The organism is Rugamonas sp. GW822-FHT03B10 (assembly GCF_058801745.1).
Genome location: NZ_JBXANP010000005.1, coordinates 301,555 through 320,436, shown reverse-complemented (window position 1 = coordinate 320,436; position 18,882 = coordinate 301,555). Strand labels below are relative to the sequence as shown.

Annotated in this window: 19 protein-coding genes; 13 read left to right on the top strand and 6 right to left on the bottom strand. The window is 63.3% G+C overall.

Annotation, left to right across the window (positions count from 1 at the left end):
- Positions 1 to 21: 21 nt before the first annotated feature.
- Genes AC1RQG_RS11315 through AC1RQG_RS11300 form a run of 4 tightly spaced genes read right to left on the bottom strand, consistent with a single transcriptional unit; the run spans position 22 to position 2,384 of the window.
- Positions 22 to 555 carry an RDD family protein gene (locus tag AC1RQG_RS11315; protein WP_493131288.1) on the bottom strand — a complete coding sequence of 178 codons (534 nt, stop codon included), beginning with the start codon at positions 553 to 555 and terminating at the stop codon, positions 22 to 24.
- Complete coding sequence (locus AC1RQG_RS11310; RefSeq protein WP_493131286.1) at positions 545 to 1,387, bottom strand: DUF3106 domain-containing protein; 843 nt, start codon at positions 1,385 to 1,387, stop codon at positions 545 to 547. The genes AC1RQG_RS11315 and AC1RQG_RS11310 overlap by 11 nt, the downstream gene beginning before the upstream one ends.
- A 2-nt stretch (positions 1,388 to 1,389) precedes the next feature.
- Positions 1,390 to 1,818, bottom strand: coding sequence for a DUF3619 family protein (locus AC1RQG_RS11305; protein ID WP_493131284.1), 429 nt, complete (start codon positions 1,816 to 1,818; stop codon positions 1,390 to 1,392).
- Positions 1,815 to 2,384: an RNA polymerase sigma factor gene (locus AC1RQG_RS11300; protein ID WP_182220610.1), complete on the bottom strand. Its 570-nt coding sequence runs from the start codon at positions 2,382 to 2,384 to the stop codon at positions 1,815 to 1,817. Before AC1RQG_RS11300 ends, AC1RQG_RS11305 begins: the two co-directional genes overlap by 4 nt.
- A gap of 522 nt (positions 2,385 to 2,906) precedes the next feature.
- Here AC1RQG_RS11300 and AC1RQG_RS11295 point away from each other — a divergent pair.
- The 8 genes from AC1RQG_RS11295 (at position 2,907) to AC1RQG_RS11260 (ending at position 11,951) form a co-directional block, all read left to right on the top strand.
- Positions 2,907 to 4,637, top strand: a complete 1,731-nt coding sequence (locus tag AC1RQG_RS11295) for an acetolactate synthase 3 catalytic subunit (protein WP_493131282.1) — start codon at positions 2,907 to 2,909, stop codon at positions 4,635 to 4,637.
- 1 nt (position 4,638) lies between these two features.
- Positions 4,639 to 5,130 carry an acetolactate synthase small subunit gene (gene ilvN / locus AC1RQG_RS11290; protein WP_093389534.1) on the top strand — a complete coding sequence of 164 codons (492 nt, stop codon included), beginning with the start codon at positions 4,639 to 4,641 and terminating at the stop codon, positions 5,128 to 5,130.
- Between the two features lie 57 nt (positions 5,131 to 5,187).
- Positions 5,188 to 6,204 (top strand): ketol-acid reductoisomerase, encoded by a 1,017-nt coding sequence (gene ilvC, locus AC1RQG_RS11285; RefSeq protein ID WP_182155854.1) that lies wholly within the window; start codon positions 5,188 to 5,190, stop codon positions 6,202 to 6,204.
- A 158-nt stretch (positions 6,205 to 6,362) separates the two neighbouring features.
- The gene (locus AC1RQG_RS11280; RefSeq protein WP_493131279.1) at positions 6,363 to 7,121 is read left to right on the top strand and encodes an SIMPL domain-containing protein; all 759 of its coding nucleotides are present in this window, start codon (positions 6,363 to 6,365) and stop codon (positions 7,119 to 7,121) included.
- 152 nt (positions 7,122 to 7,273) lie between these two features.
- Positions 7,274 to 8,872 (top strand): methyl-accepting chemotaxis protein, encoded by a 1,599-nt coding sequence (locus tag AC1RQG_RS11275; protein ID WP_493131277.1) that lies wholly within the window; start codon positions 7,274 to 7,276, stop codon positions 8,870 to 8,872.
- 268 nt (positions 8,873 to 9,140) lie between these two features.
- Complete coding sequence (pssA, locus tag AC1RQG_RS11270; protein ID WP_493131275.1) at positions 9,141 to 10,016, top strand: CDP-diacylglycerol--serine O-phosphatidyltransferase; 876 nt, start codon at positions 9,141 to 9,143, stop codon at positions 10,014 to 10,016.
- Positions 10,017 to 10,068: 52 nt separating this feature from the next.
- A complete protein-coding gene (locus AC1RQG_RS11265) occupies positions 10,069 to 11,616 on the top strand; it encodes a 2-isopropylmalate synthase (protein WP_493131273.1) in 1,548 nt (515 codons plus the stop codon).
- Positions 11,617 to 11,672: 56 nt separating this feature from the next.
- On the top strand, positions 11,673 to 11,951 hold the full coding sequence (locus tag AC1RQG_RS11260; protein ID WP_493131271.1) for an acylphosphatase: 279 nt from the start codon (positions 11,673 to 11,675) through the stop codon (positions 11,949 to 11,951).
- Between the two features lie 25 nt (positions 11,952 to 11,976).
- Here the strand turns inward: AC1RQG_RS11260 and AC1RQG_RS11255 are convergent, their stop codons facing one another.
- A complete protein-coding gene (locus AC1RQG_RS11255) occupies positions 11,977 to 12,465 on the bottom strand; it encodes a hypothetical protein (protein ID WP_493131269.1) in 489 nt (162 codons plus the stop codon).
- A gap of 168 nt (positions 12,466 to 12,633) precedes the next feature.
- Between AC1RQG_RS11255 and rpsO the strand changes: the two genes are divergently transcribed.
- From rpsO to AC1RQG_RS11230, 5 genes are all read left to right on the top strand, one after another.
- A complete protein-coding gene (rpsO, locus tag AC1RQG_RS11250; RefSeq protein ID WP_173594619.1) occupies positions 12,634 to 12,903 on the top strand; it encodes a 30S ribosomal protein S15 in 270 nt (89 codons plus the stop codon).
- Positions 12,904 to 13,199: 296 nt separating this feature from the next.
- Positions 13,200 to 15,311 (top strand): polyribonucleotide nucleotidyltransferase, encoded by a 2,112-nt coding sequence (gene pnp / locus AC1RQG_RS11245; protein ID WP_493131267.1) that lies wholly within the window; start codon positions 13,200 to 13,202, stop codon positions 15,309 to 15,311.
- Positions 15,312 to 15,690: 379 nt separating this feature from the next.
- Positions 15,691 to 16,029 carry a hypothetical protein gene (locus tag AC1RQG_RS11240; RefSeq protein WP_493131265.1) on the top strand — a complete coding sequence of 113 codons (339 nt, stop codon included), beginning with the start codon at positions 15,691 to 15,693 and terminating at the stop codon, positions 16,027 to 16,029.
- A gap of 182 nt (positions 16,030 to 16,211) precedes the next feature.
- Complete coding sequence (locus AC1RQG_RS11235; RefSeq protein ID WP_493131263.1) at positions 16,212 to 16,754, top strand: hypothetical protein; 543 nt, start codon at positions 16,212 to 16,214, stop codon at positions 16,752 to 16,754.
- A gap of 185 nt (positions 16,755 to 16,939) precedes the next feature.
- Positions 16,940 to 17,257, top strand: a complete 318-nt coding sequence (locus tag AC1RQG_RS11230; RefSeq protein WP_493131261.1) for an addiction module antidote protein — start codon at positions 16,940 to 16,942, stop codon at positions 17,255 to 17,257.
- A 30-nt stretch (positions 17,258 to 17,287) separates the two neighbouring features.
- Here the strand turns inward: AC1RQG_RS11230 and AC1RQG_RS11225 are convergent, their stop codons facing one another.
- On the bottom strand, positions 17,288 to 18,865 hold the full coding sequence (locus AC1RQG_RS11225; protein ID WP_493131259.1) for a histidine-type phosphatase: 1,578 nt from the start codon (positions 18,863 to 18,865) through the stop codon (positions 17,288 to 17,290).
- Between the last annotated feature and the right edge of the window lie 17 nt (positions 18,866 to 18,882).

Here is an 18,882-nt window from a genome sequence, read left to right as displayed (position 1 = left end):
CTGACCCCGGTTTTTTGCCGCTTACGCGGCTTTTTTCTTTTTCTCGGGCTTGGGCAGTTGCACCAGGCGGGTGCCCGTCAGGCGGTCGTGCAGGAACTGGCGGTCCTTGTCGAACAGGGCCGTGGCCGACCAGGCCAGCAGGCCGGCGCCCAGCACACCCAGCGCCTGCCAGTGCGCCAGGCCCAGCGCGTGGTCCAGCAGCGCGGCCGGCACGATCCACAGCCAGGCCAGCAGGTAGCGCACGGCGGCCGCCTGCAGCGGCACGTGCTCGTGGCCCGGCATCACCAGCTTGATGCGCCAGGTGCGCATGGCCAGCGTCTGGCCTTCGCGGCTCCATTGGTGGATGAAGTAGGCGCCCAGCACGAGGAAGGCCAGGGCTTGCCGCATGTGCTCGACCACCTTGGCGTGGCTGGCCTGGGTGGCGATCTCGAACACGAGGAAGGGCAGGAACAGCACGGCCAGGCCGAGCAGGGTTTCGTACACCATCGAGATCAGGCGGCGCCCCACAGTGGGCGCGGCCAGGCTTGCGACAGCCGGGGTGGGACTATTTGACATTCGTAGGGGCGGGTGCGCTGGCCGGTGGGACGGCCGGGGTCGTAGTGCTGGGGGAGGGTGTCGCCGCAGCTGCAGCCGGCGCCGTTGGGGCGGAGGCGGGAGGCACTACGGCGGCTGGCGCGCCGCCGGCGGGCGTGGCCGGCCCCGCCGCCGCCGCTGCGGGCGCAGGGGCCGGCGCCGGCGCCGGCGACATGGGCGTGATCGGTGCGATCGAGGGCGGCGGCGTCACATTCTTCTTGATCGGCGCCACCGTCTTCATCTTGCTCTGTTCGGGCGTGGGCAGGTTGGCCACTTGCTTCTTCTCGGCCGCCGCCGCCGCCAGTTGCTTCTTCTGCTCGTCCGGCAGCTGCTGGTATTCCTCCCACTGGGCCGATTTGTGGCCGGGGCCGATCTTCTGCACGCGGGCGAAGTTCTCGCGCACCTGGCGCCGCTGCTCAGGCGTCATGCGCACCCATTCGTTCATGCGCTCGCGCACGCGCGCCTGCTCGTCGGCCGTCATGGAGGAATAGCGGTTGGCGATCTTCAGCCACTTTTGCTTGCGCAAGCTCTCCATCTGGTTCCATTCCGCTTGCAGCGGGAGCAGCGTCTGTTTCTGCGACGCCGTCAATTCCCTCCACAATGGGTTGTCGAGGCCTTTGGGGGCGGCGCCATGCTGCTTGCCGCCAACGCCAGGCTTGCCGGCGGCGGCCGACGCCGACGGCGCGGCCGGCGCCACGACCACGGGCGCCACCGGCGCCGGGCGCGTGCCGACCCAGACCGTGCCGGCCACTGCCGCCAGTACGCCTGCCGCCACCGCCACGCCCAGTTTTGCCTGACTGCTGAAACCCGCCATGCTTATTGCTCGCTTTGCTCGCTCTGGGCGAGGTAGGCGTTGAAACCGTGGTCCAGGTAGGCCGACAATGGCAGCTCGTCCGACAGCACGGCCGCGTCCAGCTCGGCCAGTTCGGCCACGCGCTGTTGCTGCTCATACTGGTAGATGCCGATCAGGCCCGTCACCAGCACCAGCAGCGGGATCACCATGCTGACCCGGCCCAGCCACGAGAACGGCTGGGTGAAGTAGCTGCCCAGGCCGCGCGCGCCGCCGGCGCCGGCCGTGGCCAGTTCCGTCTGCTTGACGCGCAGCGGGGCATCGGCCTTCTTGCGGGCCAGGGCCGCCTGGCGCGCTTGCGCCAGCCGGTCGGTGGTCGATGCCGGCAGCTCGTCCAGGCGCTCGTTGAGCTTGTGTCGCACCTTGTATGCGAAATTGAGGTCTTCGGTGTTCATAGTTTTATTCCCTTGGCTTGCAACGCCTCGGCGAGTGCATGTGTTGCGCGTGAGCAATGCGTTTTGACGCTCCCTTCGGAACAACCCATCGCTTCGGCTGTTTCAGCCACGTCCATATCTTGCCAGTAACGCATGAGGAAGGCTTCCCGTTGACGCGCGGGGAGTTTTTGCACCTCGTTCTCGATCAGGGCCAGCATTTGCTGGCGCTCGACCTGGTCGGCGCTGGACTCGGCGGCCGCCGTGCCTTGTTCGGCCTCGTACGATTCCAGTATATCAAAGTCCTCATGCTCGTCGCCCGAGGGACCGAGGCCGGAGAACAGGCTGACCCAGGTGTTGCGTACTTTTTCCCGGCGGAAGTAATCAAGGATGGTGGTCTGCAGGATGCGCTGGAACAGCATGGGCAGCTCGGCGGCCGGCTTGTCGCCGTATTTCTCGGCGAGCTTGATCATCGCGTCCTGCACGATGTCCAGGGCGGATTCGTCCTTGCGTACCGCATAGACGGCTTGTTTAAAGGCGCGCCGCTCGACGTTTTCTAGAAAGTCGGATAATTCTTTGTCTGTTGCCATGCGTCGTGGAGCGTTTGGCCGGGAATGCCGGCGTCTGGGGCGCGGGGGCCGGAAGTGTTGCCTGTGGCGTACTGTCACGTTTCGTAAACTGAGCGCATGCTAGCAAAAATTGACCATTTCTGCATGGTTTTCGCATGTCGGCGCACCGGAATGGCGCTTTGCGCATGATTTTGCTTGCTCAAACAGGTGGGCCGGTGTTACCGTATGGGAGCTTTGAACACCCCGAAGCTCTATGGTCTGGTCGCCGCCGGCACACAACGCCGCAATCGACAAGACGCGCTTTCACATGTAGGCAGTTTGCTCTAACCCGCGCCACAAGCGCGAGAGGTACGCACAACCGCTGCAGAATACTCCAGCCTAACGAAATTGCGTCCAGCGACGCCTTGTACGCTCCCTACGGTGAGCGGAAGAGGCACCGTGAGCGCAGCGAAAAGGGCAGCTGGACCACGCTGCGGCAGTACGCATACTTCGCCAGGACAGGGCATCCGATCAATCTCCAATGGACCTTGAAAGGAATGTTTTATGAATACCGAAGCAGCAGGAAATCAACTCACAGGCGCGGAAATCGTCGTGCGCTGCCTGGCCGAAGAGGGCGTTGAGCACGTCTTTGGCTACCCGGGCGGTGCCGTTCTGTACATTTACGACGCCATCTTCAAGCAAGACAAATTCCAGCACATCCTCGTCCGCCATGAGCAGGCCGCGATCCACGCCGCCGACGCCTATTCGCGCAGCTCGCAGAAGGTCGGCGTCGCCCTGGTGACCTCCGGTCCCGGTGTGACCAACGCCGTCACGGGCCTGTCGACGGCCTACATGGACTCGATCCCGATGGTGGTCATCTCGGGCCAGGTGCCCAGCCACGCCATCGGCCAGGATGCGTTCCAGGAATGCGACACGGTCGGCATCACCCGTCCCGTCGTCAAGCACAATTTCCTCGTCAAGGACGTCAAGGACTTGGCGGAAACCATCAAGAAGGCCTTCTTCATCGCCCGCACCGGCCGTCCCGGCCCCGTGCTGGTCGACATCCCGAAGGACATCTCGATGCACAAGACCACCTTCTCGTACCCGAAAGAGGTCGAGATGCGGTCCTACAAACCGGTCGACAAGGGCCATTCCGGCCAGATCCGCAAGGCCGTGCAGCTGCTGCTGCAAGCCGAGCGCCCGATGATCTACACGGGCGGCGGCGTGATCCTGGCCAATGCCGCGCCGGAACTGAACAAGCTGGTCGACAAGCTGGGCTTCCCCGTCACCAACACGCTGATGGGCCTGGGCGCCTACCGCGCCAGCGACGAGAAGTTCGTCGGCATGCCCGGCATGCACGGCACCTTCGAGGCGAACATGGCGATGCAGCACTGCGACGTCCTGATCGCCATCGGCGCCCGCTTCGACGACCGCGTGATCGGCAACCCGAAACACTTCGCCAGCCACCCGCGCAAGATCATCCACGTGGACATCGACCCGTCGTCGATCTCCAAGCGCGTCAAGGTCGACATCCCCATCGTCGGCAACGTCAAGGACGTGCTGATCGAATTCCTGGCCCAGCTCGACGCGGCCGAGACCAAGCCCAACGCGCCCGCGCTGAAGGACTGGTGGCAGCAGATCAATGAATGGCGCGGCCGCAAGTGCCTGGCCTACACGCCGTCGGACCTGGTGATCAAGCCCCAGGCCGTGGTGGAGAAGCTGTGGCAAGTGACCAAGGGCGACGCCTTCATCACCTCCGACGTGGGCCAGCACCAGATGTGGGCGGCCCAGTACTATCCGTTCGACAAGCCCAAGCGCTGGTGCAACTCGGGCGGCCTGGGCACCATGGGTGTCGGCCTGCCGTACGCCATGGGCGTGCAGATGGCCAATCCGGACGCCACCGTCGCCTGCATCACCGGCGAAGGCTCGATCCAGATGTGCATCCAGGAACTGGCGACCTGCAAGCAGTACCACCTGACGCCGAAGATCATCATGCTCAACAACCGCTTCCTCGGCATGGTGCGGCAGTGGCAGCAGATCGACTACGGTTCGCGTTATTCCGAGTCCTACATGGATTCGCTGCCCAACTTCGAGAAGCTGGCCGAGGCCTATGGCCACGTCGGCATGCGCATCGAGAAACCGGGCGATGTGGAAGGCGCGCTCAAGGAAGCGTTCGACATGAAAGACCGGCTGGTGTTCATGAACTTCATCACCGATCAATCTGAAAACGTATGGCCGATGGTGAAGGCGGGCAAAGGGCTCTCCGAAATGCTGTTGGGTTCGGAGGACTTATAAGATGCGACACATTATCTCTGTATTGCTGGAAAACGAAGCTGGCGCGCTGTCGCGCGTGGTGGGCCTGTTCTCGGCCCGCGGCTACAACATCGAGACGCTGACCGTGGCGCCGACGGAAGACGCGACCCTGTCGCGCATGACCATCGTCACCAGCGGCTCGGATGACATCATCGAGCAGATCACCAAGCACCTGAACCGCCTGATCGAGGTGGTGAAGGTGGTCGATCTGACCGAGGGCGCCCACATCGAGCGCGAGCTCATGCTCATCAAGGTGCGCGCCGTCGGCAAGGAGCGCGAGGAAATGAAGCGCACCGCCGACATCTTCCGTGGCCGCATCATCGACGTGACGGAAAAGACGTACACCATCGAACTGACCGGCAACAAGGGCAAGCTCGACGCGTTCATCGATTCGATCGACCGCGCCTCCATCCTGGAGACGGTCCGTACCGGCGGTTCCGGCATCGGACGCGGCGAACGCATCCTCAAGGTTTAACCGGACGTCCCCGACGCACGGCTTCAAACAAACAATACCCCAAATATAGGAATTATCATGAAAGTTTTCTACGACAAAGACGCTGACCTCTCCCTGATCAAGGGCAAAAACGTGGCCATCATCGGCTACGGTTCGCAGGGCCACGCCCACGCGCAAAACCTGAGCGACTCCGGCGTCAACGTCACCGTGGGCCTGCGCAAGGGCGGTTCGTCGTGGTCCAAGGTTGAGAAGGCCGGTCTGAAAGTGGCGGAAGTGAACGACGCCGTCAAAGCCGCCGATGTCATCATGATCCTGCTGCCGGACGAGAACATCGCCCAGGTCTACAACGAAAACGTGGCGCCAAACGCCAAGCAAGGCGCCGTGCTGGCCTTCGCGCACGGCTTCAACGTGCACTACGGCCAAGTCGTGCCACGCGCCGACCTGGACGTGATCATGGTCGCACCGAAGGCCCCGGGCCACACCGTGCGCGCCACCTACACCCAGGGTGGCGGCGTGCCGCACCTGGTGGCCGTGTACCAGGACAAGTCCGGCATCGCCCGCGACATCGCCCTGTCGTACGCCTCGGCCAACGGCGGCGGCCGTGCCGGCATCATCGAAACCAACTTCCGTGAAGAAACCGAGACCGACCTGTTCGGCGAGCAGGCCGTGCTGTGCGGCGGCGCCGTGGAACTGATCAAAGCCGGTTTCGAAACCCTGGTCGAAGGCGGCTACGCCCCTGAGATGGCTTACTTCGAGTGCCTGCACGAGCTGAAGCTGATCGTCGACCTGATCTACGAAGGCGGCATCGCCAACATGAACTACTCGATCTCGAACAACGCCGAGTACGGCGAGTACGTGACGGGCCCGAAAGTGGTGACGGAAGACACCAAGAATGCCATGCGCCAGTGCCTGAAGGACATCCAGACCGGCGAATACGCCAAGTCCTTCATCCTGGAAAACAAGGCCGGCGCCCCGACCCTGATCTCGCGCCGCCGCCTGACGGCCGAGCACCAGATCGAAGAAGTCGGTGCCAAGCTGCGCGCCATGATGCCTTGGATCGCCAAGAACAAGATGGTCGACCAGTCGAAGAACTAAGTAGTCGTTCGCGACAGCAGAAAACCGGGACCTGTTCCCGGTTTTTTTTCGCCCGTGCGGTGCCGAGCAGTTGTTACAAACGCTCACCATGTGTTACTGCCCCCGGCTGCGCGATACGGTACAGTGTTGCTTGCCGATATTTCAACCTGGAGCAAACCATGACAGTCATCCACAAACTCGCCGCCGCTGCCGCCGTCACGTTCGCCGTGGCCGCGCAGGCCGCGCCCCTTGAACCGCTGACGACGGCAGGCACCCTCGTCGTCGTGCCCGCGTTCGGCGAGGTCAAACACGCCAACGATCTGGCCGTCATCACGCTGGCCGTGGAGGAGCAGGACAAGGACAAGGCCGCCGCCGCTTCGCGCGTCAACCTGAAAATGAAACAGGGCATCGACATCGTCAAGCAGCAGGATCCGCATGCGAGCCTGAAGACGCAGGGCTATTACACCTATCCCGTTTATCCGGAAGACCGCCCCGTGCCCAATGGCGTGGCGCCGCGTCCGCGCGTACCGACGGCCTGGCGCGTGGGCCAGTATCTGCAGGTGAGCACCACCAGCCTCGACACGCTGCCCAAGACCGTGGCCGCCGCCCAGCGCGTGCTGACCCTCAACAGCCTGAACTTCGGCCTGACGCCCGAGACCACCAAAAAGCTCGATGACCAGCGCATCGCCGCCACCTACCAGAACCTCAACGAGCGTATCGTCTCCATCGCCAACGCCATGGGCCGCAAGGTCGGCGACGCCGTGCTCGACACGGTCGACTTCGAAGGTTCGGGCAACTACGCCCAGCCCGAGCGCGCCGCGCCGATGATGATGCGGGCCGCGAAAATGGCCGACAGCGCGGAGGTGGCCGAACCCAGCTTCGAGCCGGGCGAGACGACCTTGCAGATGCATGTTGTTGGCAAGGTACGTTTTCGCTAGTTTCCGAGCCATCCACCGGGCCTGACAAGCCAGATGGGGGTGGGCATGATCTGATCTTGTCATTGAGCATGGTTTTACGTTGCGCGGCAAGGCATGCTGTGACGCGGCATCTTTTTTTTCGCGGATGAAACATTGACTCAATGGAGAAGACCATGCTGAAGAATTTATCCATCAAGACCCGTCTGGTCGCCGTCATCGCCTTCCTGTCGCTGGAACTGGTCGTGGGGGCGGTGGTGGGGATTGTTGGCTTGTATGTCGCGGACGTGGCGATGCAATCCATGTACGCCGACCGGCTCGTTTGTCTGGGGCAGCTGAACCAGGTGGTGCGGTTGCTCAGCATCAACCAGATCAACGCCGCCAAGGCGCTGACGGCGCCCCCTGAGAAGGTCAAGCCCCTGGTTGATGAGATCGAATCGAACATCCAGCAAGTGGGCAAGGTGTGGGGGGGATACATGGCCACCTCGCTGACGCCGGACGAGGCGCGCCTGGCTGAGCAGGCGGTCGCCGCCCGCGCCACCTTCCTCAAGGAGGGTCTGCTGCCGGTGGTGGCGGCGCTGCGCGCCGATGATCAGGCCAAGGCCGTGGAACTGGTGCAGGGACGGATGGAGCAAACCTTCGCGCCGCTGCGCCGCGCCGTCGACGACCTGATCGCCTTGCAGCTCGACGTGGCGCGCGACGCCTACCTGACTTCCGACCAGCGCTACCGCTGGATCCGCAACTGGTGCCTGGCCGGCATGGCGCTGGGCCTGCTGCTGGCGGCCGCCATCGGCTACTGGCTGGTGCGGGCCATCACCGTGCCGCTGAACGAGGCGGTGGAGGTGGCCGGCGCCATCGCCGGCGGCGACCTGACGCGCACCATCGTCGTGCGCGCCAACGACGAGACGGGGCGCCTGATGGCGGCCCTGCAAAAGATGAACGCCAGCCTGGTCAGCATCGTCGGCCAGGTGCGCACCGGCACCGACACCATCGCCGTGGCCACCGGCGAAATCGCGGCCGGCAACCAGGACCTGTCCTCGCGCACGGAGGAGCAAGCGAGCTCGCTGCAGGAAACGGCGGCCTCGATGGAGCAGCTGACGGCCACCGTCAGGCAGAACACGGAGTACGCGATGCAGGCCAACACGCTGGCCGAATCGGCATCGGCCGTGGCGGCCAAGGGCGGCCACGTGATCGGCCAGGTGGTGGGCACCATGGATGAGATCAGCGATTCGGCGCGCAAGATCACCGACATCATCGGCGTGATCGACAGCATCGCGTTCCAGACCAACATCCTCGCGCTGAACGCGGCCGTGGAGGCGGCCCGCGCGGGCGAGCAGGGACGCGGTTTCGCCGTCGTGGCCAGCGAGGTGCGCAGTCTGGCCCACCGCTCGGCCGACGCGGCCAAGCAGATCAAGGCGCTGATCGGCGACTCGGTGGAGCGGGTGGAGGCGGGCAGCCAGTACGTGAGCGCGGCCGGCGACACCATGCGCGATATCGTCAGCAGCGTGCGCCAGGTGAGCGATATCATCGGCGACATCACGCTGGCCAGCAAGGAACAGAGCAGCGGCATCGAGCAGATCAGCATCGCCATCAGCCAGATGGACCAGGTGACGCAGCAGAACGCGGCGCTGGTCGAGCAGGCGGCGGCCGCGTCCGAGGCCATGCAAAGCCAGGCCGGGCGGCTGTCGCAGGTGGTGGGCCTGTTCAAGCTCGACACGGCCGGGCGCGCGGAGAGCGCCGCCACCGCCCTGCGCCTGACCGCGCCCGCCGCTTAACCGGGACGCCGCGCGATACCGCCGGGGGCGCAACCGGCCGCCTCCCCGGCGGCGCCCCGCGGTCGTCCCCTGTCAAACTGGCCGTCATTGGCCGTCTCCTGTTCCGTCCGTCCCCCAAATAGCGCCCGTCCGCCCAACCCCGTGGCCGACGATGGGCGAAGTTGCGCCGCGAACTGCCTCTTTTGTTGTCTCGTCCTCTATAATGATGGCGCAACACGCTCACAAGAAAAACGCGCGCGTCACCCGTAGCACTTAGAATTGGAACAATATGGCACATTTCCCCCGTCGCAGAGCCAAGAACGGCGCCAACCAGGGCAGCAAGGCGCCCAAGCTGTCCCGTCTGGGCCGCTTCGCGCGCCAGCCGCTGGCCGAGGGCGCCGCCAGGCCCCGTCCGCGCGGGATCTACCTGCTGCCCAACGCCTTCACCACGGCCGCCCTGTTCTGCGGCTTCTACGCCATCGTGATGGCCATGAACCAGCGTTTCGAACACGCGGCCTGGGCCATCTTCATCGCCATGGTGCTGGACGGCCTCGATGGCCGCATCGCCCGCCTGACCAACACCCAGAGCGAATTCGGCGCCCAGTACGACAGCCTGTCGGACATGGTGTCGTTCGGCGCCGCGCCGGCGCTGGTGGTGTACGAATGGTCGCTGCGCGGCCTGGGCAAGCTGGGCTGGATCGCCGCCTTCGTCTATTGCGCCGGCGCCGCGCTGCGCCTGGCCCGTTTCAACACCAACATCGAAGTGGTCGACAAGCGCTTCTTCCAGGGCCTGCCCAGCCCGTCCGCCGCCGCGCTGGTGGCCGGCTTCATCCTGCTGATGGTGGACCAGGAAGTGTCGGGCATCGAACTGCGCTGGGTGTCGTGGGGCATCGCCGTGTTCGCGGGCCTGACCATGGTCACCAACGTGCCGTTCTACAGTTTCAAGGACGTCAATTTCCGCAAATCGGTGCCGTTCATCGCCGTGTTCCTGATCGCGCTGATGTTCGCCCTGGTTTCGATCGACCCGCCCAAGGTGCTGTTCCCCATCTTCATCGCCTACGGCCTGTCCGGTTATGTCGTGTCGGCCTGGCGGCTGGCCAAGGGCAAGCCGGTCAGCCTGATTCCGACCGGCCACGAGCCGGTCGACCCGAGCGAACGCCGCTGATTGCGGCGGGCGGTCGGCCCACAGCTATTTTATGTAACGCCACGGAGCCATCATGAGTAACCTGTCCAACCGCCTGATCATCTTCGACACCACGCTGCGCGACGGCGAGCAATCGCCCGGCGCCTCGATGACGAAGGATGAAAAGATCCGCATCGCCAAGCAGCTCGAACGGCTGCGCGTGGATGTGATCGAGGCCGGCTTCGCCGCCGCCTCGCAAGGCGATTTCGAATCGATCAAGGCCATCGCCAGCACGGTGCGCGAATCGACCATCTGCTCGCTGTCGCGCGCCAACGACCGCGACATTTCGCGCGCGGCCGAGGCGCTGGCGCCGGCCGCCCGCAAGCGCATCCACACCTTCATCGCCACCTCGCCGCTGCACATGGAAATGAAGCTGCGCATGCAGCCCGACCAGGTGCTGGTGCAGGCCAGGAACGCCGTGCGCTTCGCGCGCCAGTTCACCGACGACATCGAATTCTCGCCGGAGGACGCCAGCCGCTCGGAAGAGGACTTCCTGTGCCGCGTGATCGAAGGCGTGATCGCCGAAGGCGCCACCACCATCAACTTCCCCGACACGGTGGGCTACGCCGTGCCCGAACTGTTCGGCGAAACCATCCGTCGCCTGCGCGAGCGCATCCCCAACTCCGACAAGGCCATCTGGTCCGTGCACTGCCACAACGACCTGGGCCTGGCCGTGGCCAACTCGCTGGCCGGCGTGATGATCGGCGGCGCGCGCCAGATCGAGTGCACCATCAACGGCCTCGGTGAGCGCGCCGGCAACACGGCGCTGGAGGAGGTGGTGATGGCGCTGCGCACCCGCAACGCCTACTACAACCTGGAGGTGGGCATCGACGCCACCCAGATCGTGCCGGCCTCCAAGATGGTGTCGCAGATCACCGGCTTCGCCGTGCAGCCGAACAAGGCCGTGGTGGGCGCCAACGCGTTCGCCCACGCTTCGGGCATCCACCAGGATGGCATCCTGAAGGCGCGCGAAACCTACGAGATCATGCGCGCCGAAGACGTGGGCTGGACCGCCAACAAGATCGTGCTGGGCAAGCTGTCGGGCCGCAACGCCTTCAAGCAGCGCCTGCAGGAACTGGGCATCGAGCTCGAGTCGGAAGCGGAGGTGAACGCCGCCTTCGGCCGCTTCAAGGAGCTGGCCGACCGCAAGGCCGACATCTTCGACGAGGACATCATGGCCCTCGTCTCGGACGAGCAGCAGGCGCAGGTGAGCGAGCATTATCGCTTCGTGTCGCTGGCCCAGCGTTCCGAGACCGGTGAGACGCCCGTGGCCAAGGTGGTGTTCTCGATCGACGGCCAGGAATACACCTGCGAAGGGCGCGGCGACGGTCCGGTGGACGCCACCGTCAACGCCATCGAAGGCCAGGCCGCCAGCGGCGCCGAGCTGGTGCTGTTCTCCGTGAACGCCATCAGCAACGGCACCCAGTCGCAGGGCGAGGTGACGATGCGTCTGTCCAAGGAAGGCCGCATCGTCAACGGCGTGGGCGCCGATCCCGACATCATCGTGGCCTCGGCCAAGGCTTATCTGTCGGCGCTCAACAAGCTGCACTCGAAGATCGAGCGGGTCAATCCGCAGATCTGATACGGGACGGGGCGGGCCGACTGGCTTGCCCCACCCGTCGACCAGGCGAGGCGACAATGGCGAAACGGTTGATGATAGAAGGGCGGGTGCAAGGCGTCGGCTATCGCGCCTCGTTCGCGCGGCAGGCCGAAGCGCTGGGCCTGGATGGCTGGGTGCGCAATTGTCGCGACGGTTCCGTGGAGGCGTGCATCCACGGCGACGTGGCGGCGATGGAAGCCGTCATCACATGGGCCAGGCGCGGACCGCCGTCGGCGCGGGTGATCGACGTGACGATCGAGGAGTTCAGTGCCGAAGGACTGGCCGGCAGCGGCTTGCGCATCCTGCCCACCGCTTAGTCCTGCCTCAGCGTCCCCCGGCGTCTCAGCGCCCCCAGCGTTTTTCCCGCTCCGGGTCCGGTCCGTTGGTCATCTTGCCGACCGTGCCGTTGGCGGCGAACTCCACGTACATCACGGAATCCCACACATCCTGTTCCTTGTAGCGGTACATCCACACGTCGGCCGGACTGTAGGCGAAGCGCAGCACTTCGGCCGGGCGGCCGAAGGTGTGCAGGATGGTCTCGCGGTTGTCCTTGCCGATGCGCACGGCGCCGAAGCGGGCGCTGGTGAGCACCTGTTCGTAGGACGCCAACCGGCCCTGCGGGTCGAGCCGCGCCATCCACGTGTACTGGCCGGCCGGGCCGCGCGCATATTCGAGCAGCGTGTCGTTGCCGTCGCGGTAGATGGCGGTGGGCGTGCCCAGCGCGGCGCGCACGGCCGCTTCCGGTTCGCCCGGCGTGAGCGCGGCGCCGCCCCAGCCGGCGCAACCGGCCGCCAGCACGGACAAACTTATCAAAGAGGCTATGTTTTTCATGGCGACACCCGCATCGTGAGGACGAATACAGTAAGAATTGTAGCCAACACTGGCAACGCGCGCTGTTTTTCCGATATACTTGCGGGTCTGGTCTTTCGGCCGGAATTTTTTTGAAGTTCACGATGCGCAGGGTTCAGACTCCGTGCACCGCATGTTAAAGGTAAAATCATGACCGTAGAAAACATCAACAAAGCCGCCATCATCGCGGACAACGCCCGTGGTCAAAACGACACCGGCTCCCCGGAAGTTCAAGTTGCGCTGCTGACCGCACGCATCAACGAGCTGAACGGCCACTTCAAAGCCCACTCGAAGGACCACCACTCGCGCCGCGGCCTGATCATGATGGTCAACCGTCGTAAGAGCCTGCTGTCCTACCTGAAGGGCAAAGATGCAACCCGTTACCGCGATCTGATCGCTAAACTCGGCCTGCGTAAGTAATTTTTGCGCCACCCGGTTTAAACCGAAATGCCTGCGCCAGTTCGCTGACGCGGGCATTTTGTCATTTGGCCCGGTGATTTATTGCTAAGAGGAACAGCCTCTTGGCGCGGCAACATGGCATTCCCGGATACGGCACGGCGCGCGATGGACGACGCGGCGTGCGGCAAAGAGCAATCGTCAAGAGCGCAAGTGTAGTGAAATGCAGTAAAGGCGGACCATCTTACAAGGAGACGCCGCCTGTGGTGAGGTGAACGACAGCCCCTGAAAATCTGTCGGCAAATAGAAAGGGAATACCCATGTTTAACAAAGTTACGAAAACCTTCCAGTACGGCCAACATCAAGTGACGCTGGAAACCGGCGAAATCGCCCGCCAGGCATCTGGCGCGGTCATGGTGTCGATCGAAGACACCGTGATCCTGGCCACCGTGGTGGCGCGCAAGGATGCCAAGCCCGGCCAGGACTTCTTCCCGCTGACCGTCGATTACGTCGAGAAGACCTACGCAGCCGGCAAGATCCCCGGTGGCTTCTTCAAGCGCGAAGGCCGTCCTTCGGAAAAGGAAACGCTGACCTCGCGTCTGATCGACCGTCCTATCCGTCCGCTGTTCCCTGAAGGTTACCTGAATGAAGTGCAGATCATCATTCACGTGCTGTCGGTCAACCCTGAAATCGATCCGGACATCCCCGCCATGATCGGCGCCTCGGCCGCCCTGTGCGTGTCCGGCGTGCCGTTCAACGGCCCGATCGGCGCCGCCCGCGTCGGTTATGCCAACGGCCAGTACATCCTGAACCCGACCGTCGAACAACTGAAGACCTCCCAGATGGATCTGGTGGTGGCCGGTACCGAAACGGCCGTGCTGATGGTCGAATCGGAAGCCAAGCAACTGTCGGAAGAAATCATGCTGGGCGCCGTGGTCTACGGCCACGACCAGATGAAGGCCGTGATCGACGCGATCCACGAGCTGGTGCGCGACGGCGGCAAGCCGGAAGTGGAATGGAACCCACCGGCCAAGAACGAAGCGCTGATCGCGCGCGTGGCGCACTTCGCCGAAGCGAAGATCCGCGACGCCTACCTGACCAAGGACAAGCAAGAGCGCACCGCCAAGCTGAAGGCCGCCACCAATGAAGTGATGGCCGACCTGGCCGCCGAGGCGACCGCCGAAGCGCCGGATGCCGCCGAAGTGGGCAACATCCTGTTCGACATGGAAGCGAAGATCGTCCGTTCGCAGATCCTGGAAGGCGAGCCACGCATCGACGGCCGCGACACCCGCACCGTGCGTCCGATCGCGATCCGCACCTCGGTGCTGCCACGCACCCACGGTTCGGCCCTGTTCACGCGCGGCGAAACGCAGGCGCTGGTGGTGGCCACCCTGGGCACGGCCCGCGACAGCCAGAAGATCGACGCGCTGATGGGCGAGTTCACCGATTCGTTCATGCTGCACTACAACATGCCACCGTTCGCCACCGGCGAAACCGGCCGCGTGGGCACGCCCAAGCGCCGCGAAATCGGCCACGGCCGCCTGGCCAAGCGCGCGCTGATCGCCGCGCTGCCGTCGGCTGACGAGTTCAGCTACTCGGTGCGTCTGGTGTCGGAAATCACGGAATCGAACGGTTCCTCGTCGATGGCCTCCGTCTGCGGTGGCTGCCTGGCGCTGATGGACGCCGGCGTGCCGATGAAAGAGCACGTGGCCGGTATCGCCATGGGCCTGATCAAGGAAGGCGGCCGTTTCGCCGTGCTGTCGGACATCCTGGGTGACGAAGACCACCTGGGCGACATGGACTTCAAGGTGGCCGGTACCCGCAACGGTATCACGGCGCTGCAGATGGACATCAAGATCATGGGCATCACCAAGGAAATCATGCAAGTGGCGCTGGCGCAAGCCAAGGAAGGCCGCGAGCACATCCTGGGCGAAATGCAGAAAGCCATGCCGCACGTGAAGACCGAGCTGTCGGACTTCGCACCGCGCCTGATCACCATCAAGATCAACCCAGAGAAGATCCGTGACGTGATCGGCAAGGGCGGCGCCGTGATCCGCGCGCTGACCGAAGAGACCGGCACCCAGATCGACATCAGCGACGAAGGCGTGGTCACCATCGCCTCCGTGGACGCTGCCGCCGGCCAGGAAGCCAAGCGCCGCATCGAAGAGCTGACCGCCTCGGTCGAAGTGGGCAAGACCTACGACGGCGTGGTCCTGAAGCTGCTGGACTTCGGCGCCATCGTGCAAGTCATGCCAGGCAAGGATGGCCTGCTGCACATCTCGCAGATCGCCAACGAGCGCGTGAACGCCGTGGCCGACTACCTGAAAGAAGGCCAGGCAGTGCGCGTGAAAGTGCTGGAAACGGACGACCGTGGCCGTCTGAAGCTGTCGATGAAAGCGGCCGCTGAAGAAGCGGCGGCAGCAGCCCAGTAAGTTCTTCGGCTTCGGCTGAAACAAAAAACCGCCAGTGCGTGAGCCTGGCGGTTTTTTTATAGGCGGGCGGGGAGTGTTGCTCGAACCTTGTTGGCCTGAAAGTTTATGGCAGCCGTTAGGAGGCTTTATGTTTGCTGTAAGTCGAACATCGCCTTCGCGGCTTGCTCAAACCGTCATTATCTGGCAATGTTAATGTTCTCAAAAACGTCAATATGACGTCCACTTCACGTTAGGCGGCAAGTCACGTAGTGCCTGACTCTCATTAACCGTGACGTAAGAGGTGAAATACCAATGGGACTTCTTGACGATCTCTTCAAGAACAAAAATCCTGGTCAATCTGGTGCCATTCCAGGCGGGAAGCAAAAACAGGACGGTAGTCATGACCATCGAACAAATACTGGCGGTGATCGAACCCCAGCTCAGAAGGAAGGCGACAAGAAGAGACAAAAAGACTAAAGCGCTGCTCCGGAAGGAGCGTTGGGTATGCTCTCAGCAAGGTTTAACGAGCGTGCCCAACTTTGCAGTCAATCGGACTGCCTCCACGCTGCGCGTTCCGGCAGCCAGTTACTTTGAACGTAGGGCATACGCTGCCACCGTTGCTCCTGAGCAGTTCAAGCGCCATCCAAGTGACGCAAAGGTCGAAAAGAACCTGAAGCGTTGGTTGTTGGATTTGCGTGTTGACGAGCGGGTCGAGCACTCAGGTACACGTCATATTTGAAAACGGCAAAGCAGTAGATGCACCTGTAATCGATGAGACGCAATTAAACACACGCACGGGGTCAGTTCTGGCATTGCACCGTTAGAGGCAATTTGTCCGATTGCCGAAGCTATCCCCAGATTTGTTCAACCCGGACGCGCTGGTGAGGGGCAGTTAACGAGCCCGTTAGAAAGTCAGTCAAGATGGATTCGGATAACTTGGGATTCACACCACGACCTATCGAGACCGCCGGATTCCGGGCAGGGGAAGGCGCCAGCATCGTAATCGCAATGCCCGCCATTCAGCGACTTACCGCGCTCCGAGCGTATACCGAATTTGAGGCTAGCCATGACTGGGTGCAGAAGCTATCCAGTGCCTTTACCGTCGCGCTTGCCACCCGTTCGGCAGACACCTACATCATGCAGGCAATCCAAAATACGATAATCCAAGATCCATCGTTCAAGTGTTCCGGCTGCCGCGAAGCGACTATTGGGCTTGCCGTAATTCGATCTAAATTGTTTCCTCAACTTGCTGCATTGAGGGAACATGCTAATGATCTGCTACATCACCTCGATGAACCTGAAAATCGAGGTGTAGCCATGCTCAACATCGAAGGCGTATTCGAGTACTGCTATCACTTGTTTCAAGAGCAATCTGAACTGCTTTTTGCGAAGTTTCCCGACGGGCAATTCGAGGCTAGAAAGTGCAAAAAATGTCGCGCCAAGGAGGCGCGGAGCAATGGGTGAGGGATGCTCACCACCACATTAATTCGTCCGCGCAACAGCGGTACCACACGACAGGATACCGTATCGCACTGGGGCGGTTCCTCTGCAGGTAACAGCTCCGGCATTGCGCTATAGTCACAATTTGTCCGGTTGCCGGAATCTGACCCTGCCTCCAATAAGATATCGCAACAACGGGAACTTGAGTGATGAGTACCGCCGAGGCCAAGGCCAAGACCAAGACCACGATAAAGCTTCTTCCATTCGATGCGGCTCGTTATCTCACAGACGACGGCGCTATCGCCGAGTATATGACAGCAGTCCTCGAAATCGGGGATACGGACCTTCTTATCCTTGCGCTCAGTGACGTTGCGAGGGCAAAGGGGATGGCGCAAGTCGCCAAGGACGCGGGGCTTGGTCGGGAGAGCCTCTACAAAGCACTCGCTCCGGGCGCGAAGCCGCGTCTTGACACCATTCTCAAAGTGGTGCGTGCGCTCGGCGTCCGGCTTTCGGCGCACCCCATGTGATTTCGATTTCCCTTCTTATCGCCGAATGAATCAAGGCCGGTTCAAGTAACAAGCCCTGAGCCGCGCATAGTCGTAATAGACGCTGCCCTGTCCGACGCGGGCGCCGTCGCAGGCTGGCTTGAAGGCTGTTTCCTTTTCGTTGTACAGCATGCGTACCAGTGTGTTTCCCTCGGCATTACGATAAACATCCCACTGGACATTGGCGGCCATCGGCGCCACCGTTTCGCCGCGCCACGGGCTGTTGTCGTAGCGGTAGGTGACGCCATCGGGTAGTGCTTCCGACATGCCGCGCAGGCCGAGCAAGGCGGCGAACGGCACCACTGTTTCGGCGTGGGCGAAGCGTAGCTTGGCCACTTGCGACAAGTCACCGCGCGATGCCGCATCGGCTGTCTCGAAGAAATCGTCCAGCAGCAGCTGCGCCATGCGGTAGGTGACGCCGCCGCTGCCCGCGCTGGCTGGGCCTTTGCGGTAGAAGCTGATCGCGTCGTCCGTCTCCGCGAATACTGCGGCCTGCGCGGATGGCAGGAAGCGGCCGAAGTCCGGCACGCCTTCTCCTTGCATGTCGGCCGCTGCACAGTACAGTTCGTACAGCGCCAGCGCGGCCGCCGTCGGACTGTCGATGACGGTGTGGCCGGCGCCAGTCAAGGTCTGGACAAATTTGCCATCGTCGCTGGTGTAGCTGTAGGTGCCGCTGTTGGCGCTGCGCCGCCCTTGCGAAAGGGATGCGACGAAGGCGGGCGTGAACAGACGCGCCAGTACTACCTTCGCCGCTTCGGCAAGGCGGGGCTGATTCAGGATAGCGCGCTCCCGGGCGCGCAGGTCTGCACTGTCGGCGTAGGCCTGGTAGGCCTGGCTGTCCATGTAGGTGCGGTACAGCGGATCGGTTGGATCGCTGACCTTGTCCTGCTTCGCGTTCAACTTGTGGAAGTAGAGCAGGTAGCGGTCCGTGCCCGCCGTCCGCTTGCCGTCCTCGCTGGCGGTGCGCGGCGCGTGCGCGGGGGGATAGTTCAGCAGTGGCGTCAATCCCGCCTGCTGCGCCAGCAAGGACTGGACGAAGAAGGCGCCGCTGTCGACCGCCCGGTCTTTGCCGGAGCTGACGACGGTGATCCGGCGCGGTTGGCTTGCGGCGCCGGCAGTGCTGGTGCTGGCGGCAGCCTCGCGGAACAGTTCCGGCAGCCGTTGCTGCATGCGCCGGGCCAGCGCCGTGTGTTCCTGTATGCCCTGCATCGTCTCGTTGCCATAGCCCGGCTTGCCGATGCCGGGCACGCCGTAGCCGAGCAGGAAATTGGCGCGCATCAGTTGGCGCAGGTCCGGGCCGAGCGCGGCGCCGAGCGGTGTGAGCGCACCATCCTGGCTGGCTTGCAGCCACAGGTTGTACAGGGCCAGGTCGGCACTGAACCCGGTCAGCCCGCGCGAACCGTGACGGGCCAGCATCTGGGTCTGCACGGCGCGATAGCCGGCAGGGACGGGCTGATAGCTGGCCATATCCTGTCGCGGTTGATACGGCGTCTTGGTCTGGTAGAACCGTGCCCCGGTGCCGTCGGCTTGCGCGCCGGCGCACAGCAGTGCCGCCAGCGCGAAAGTGGAAGCGGGGCGTGCTGCCCACATCACGTTTGACCGTGCGC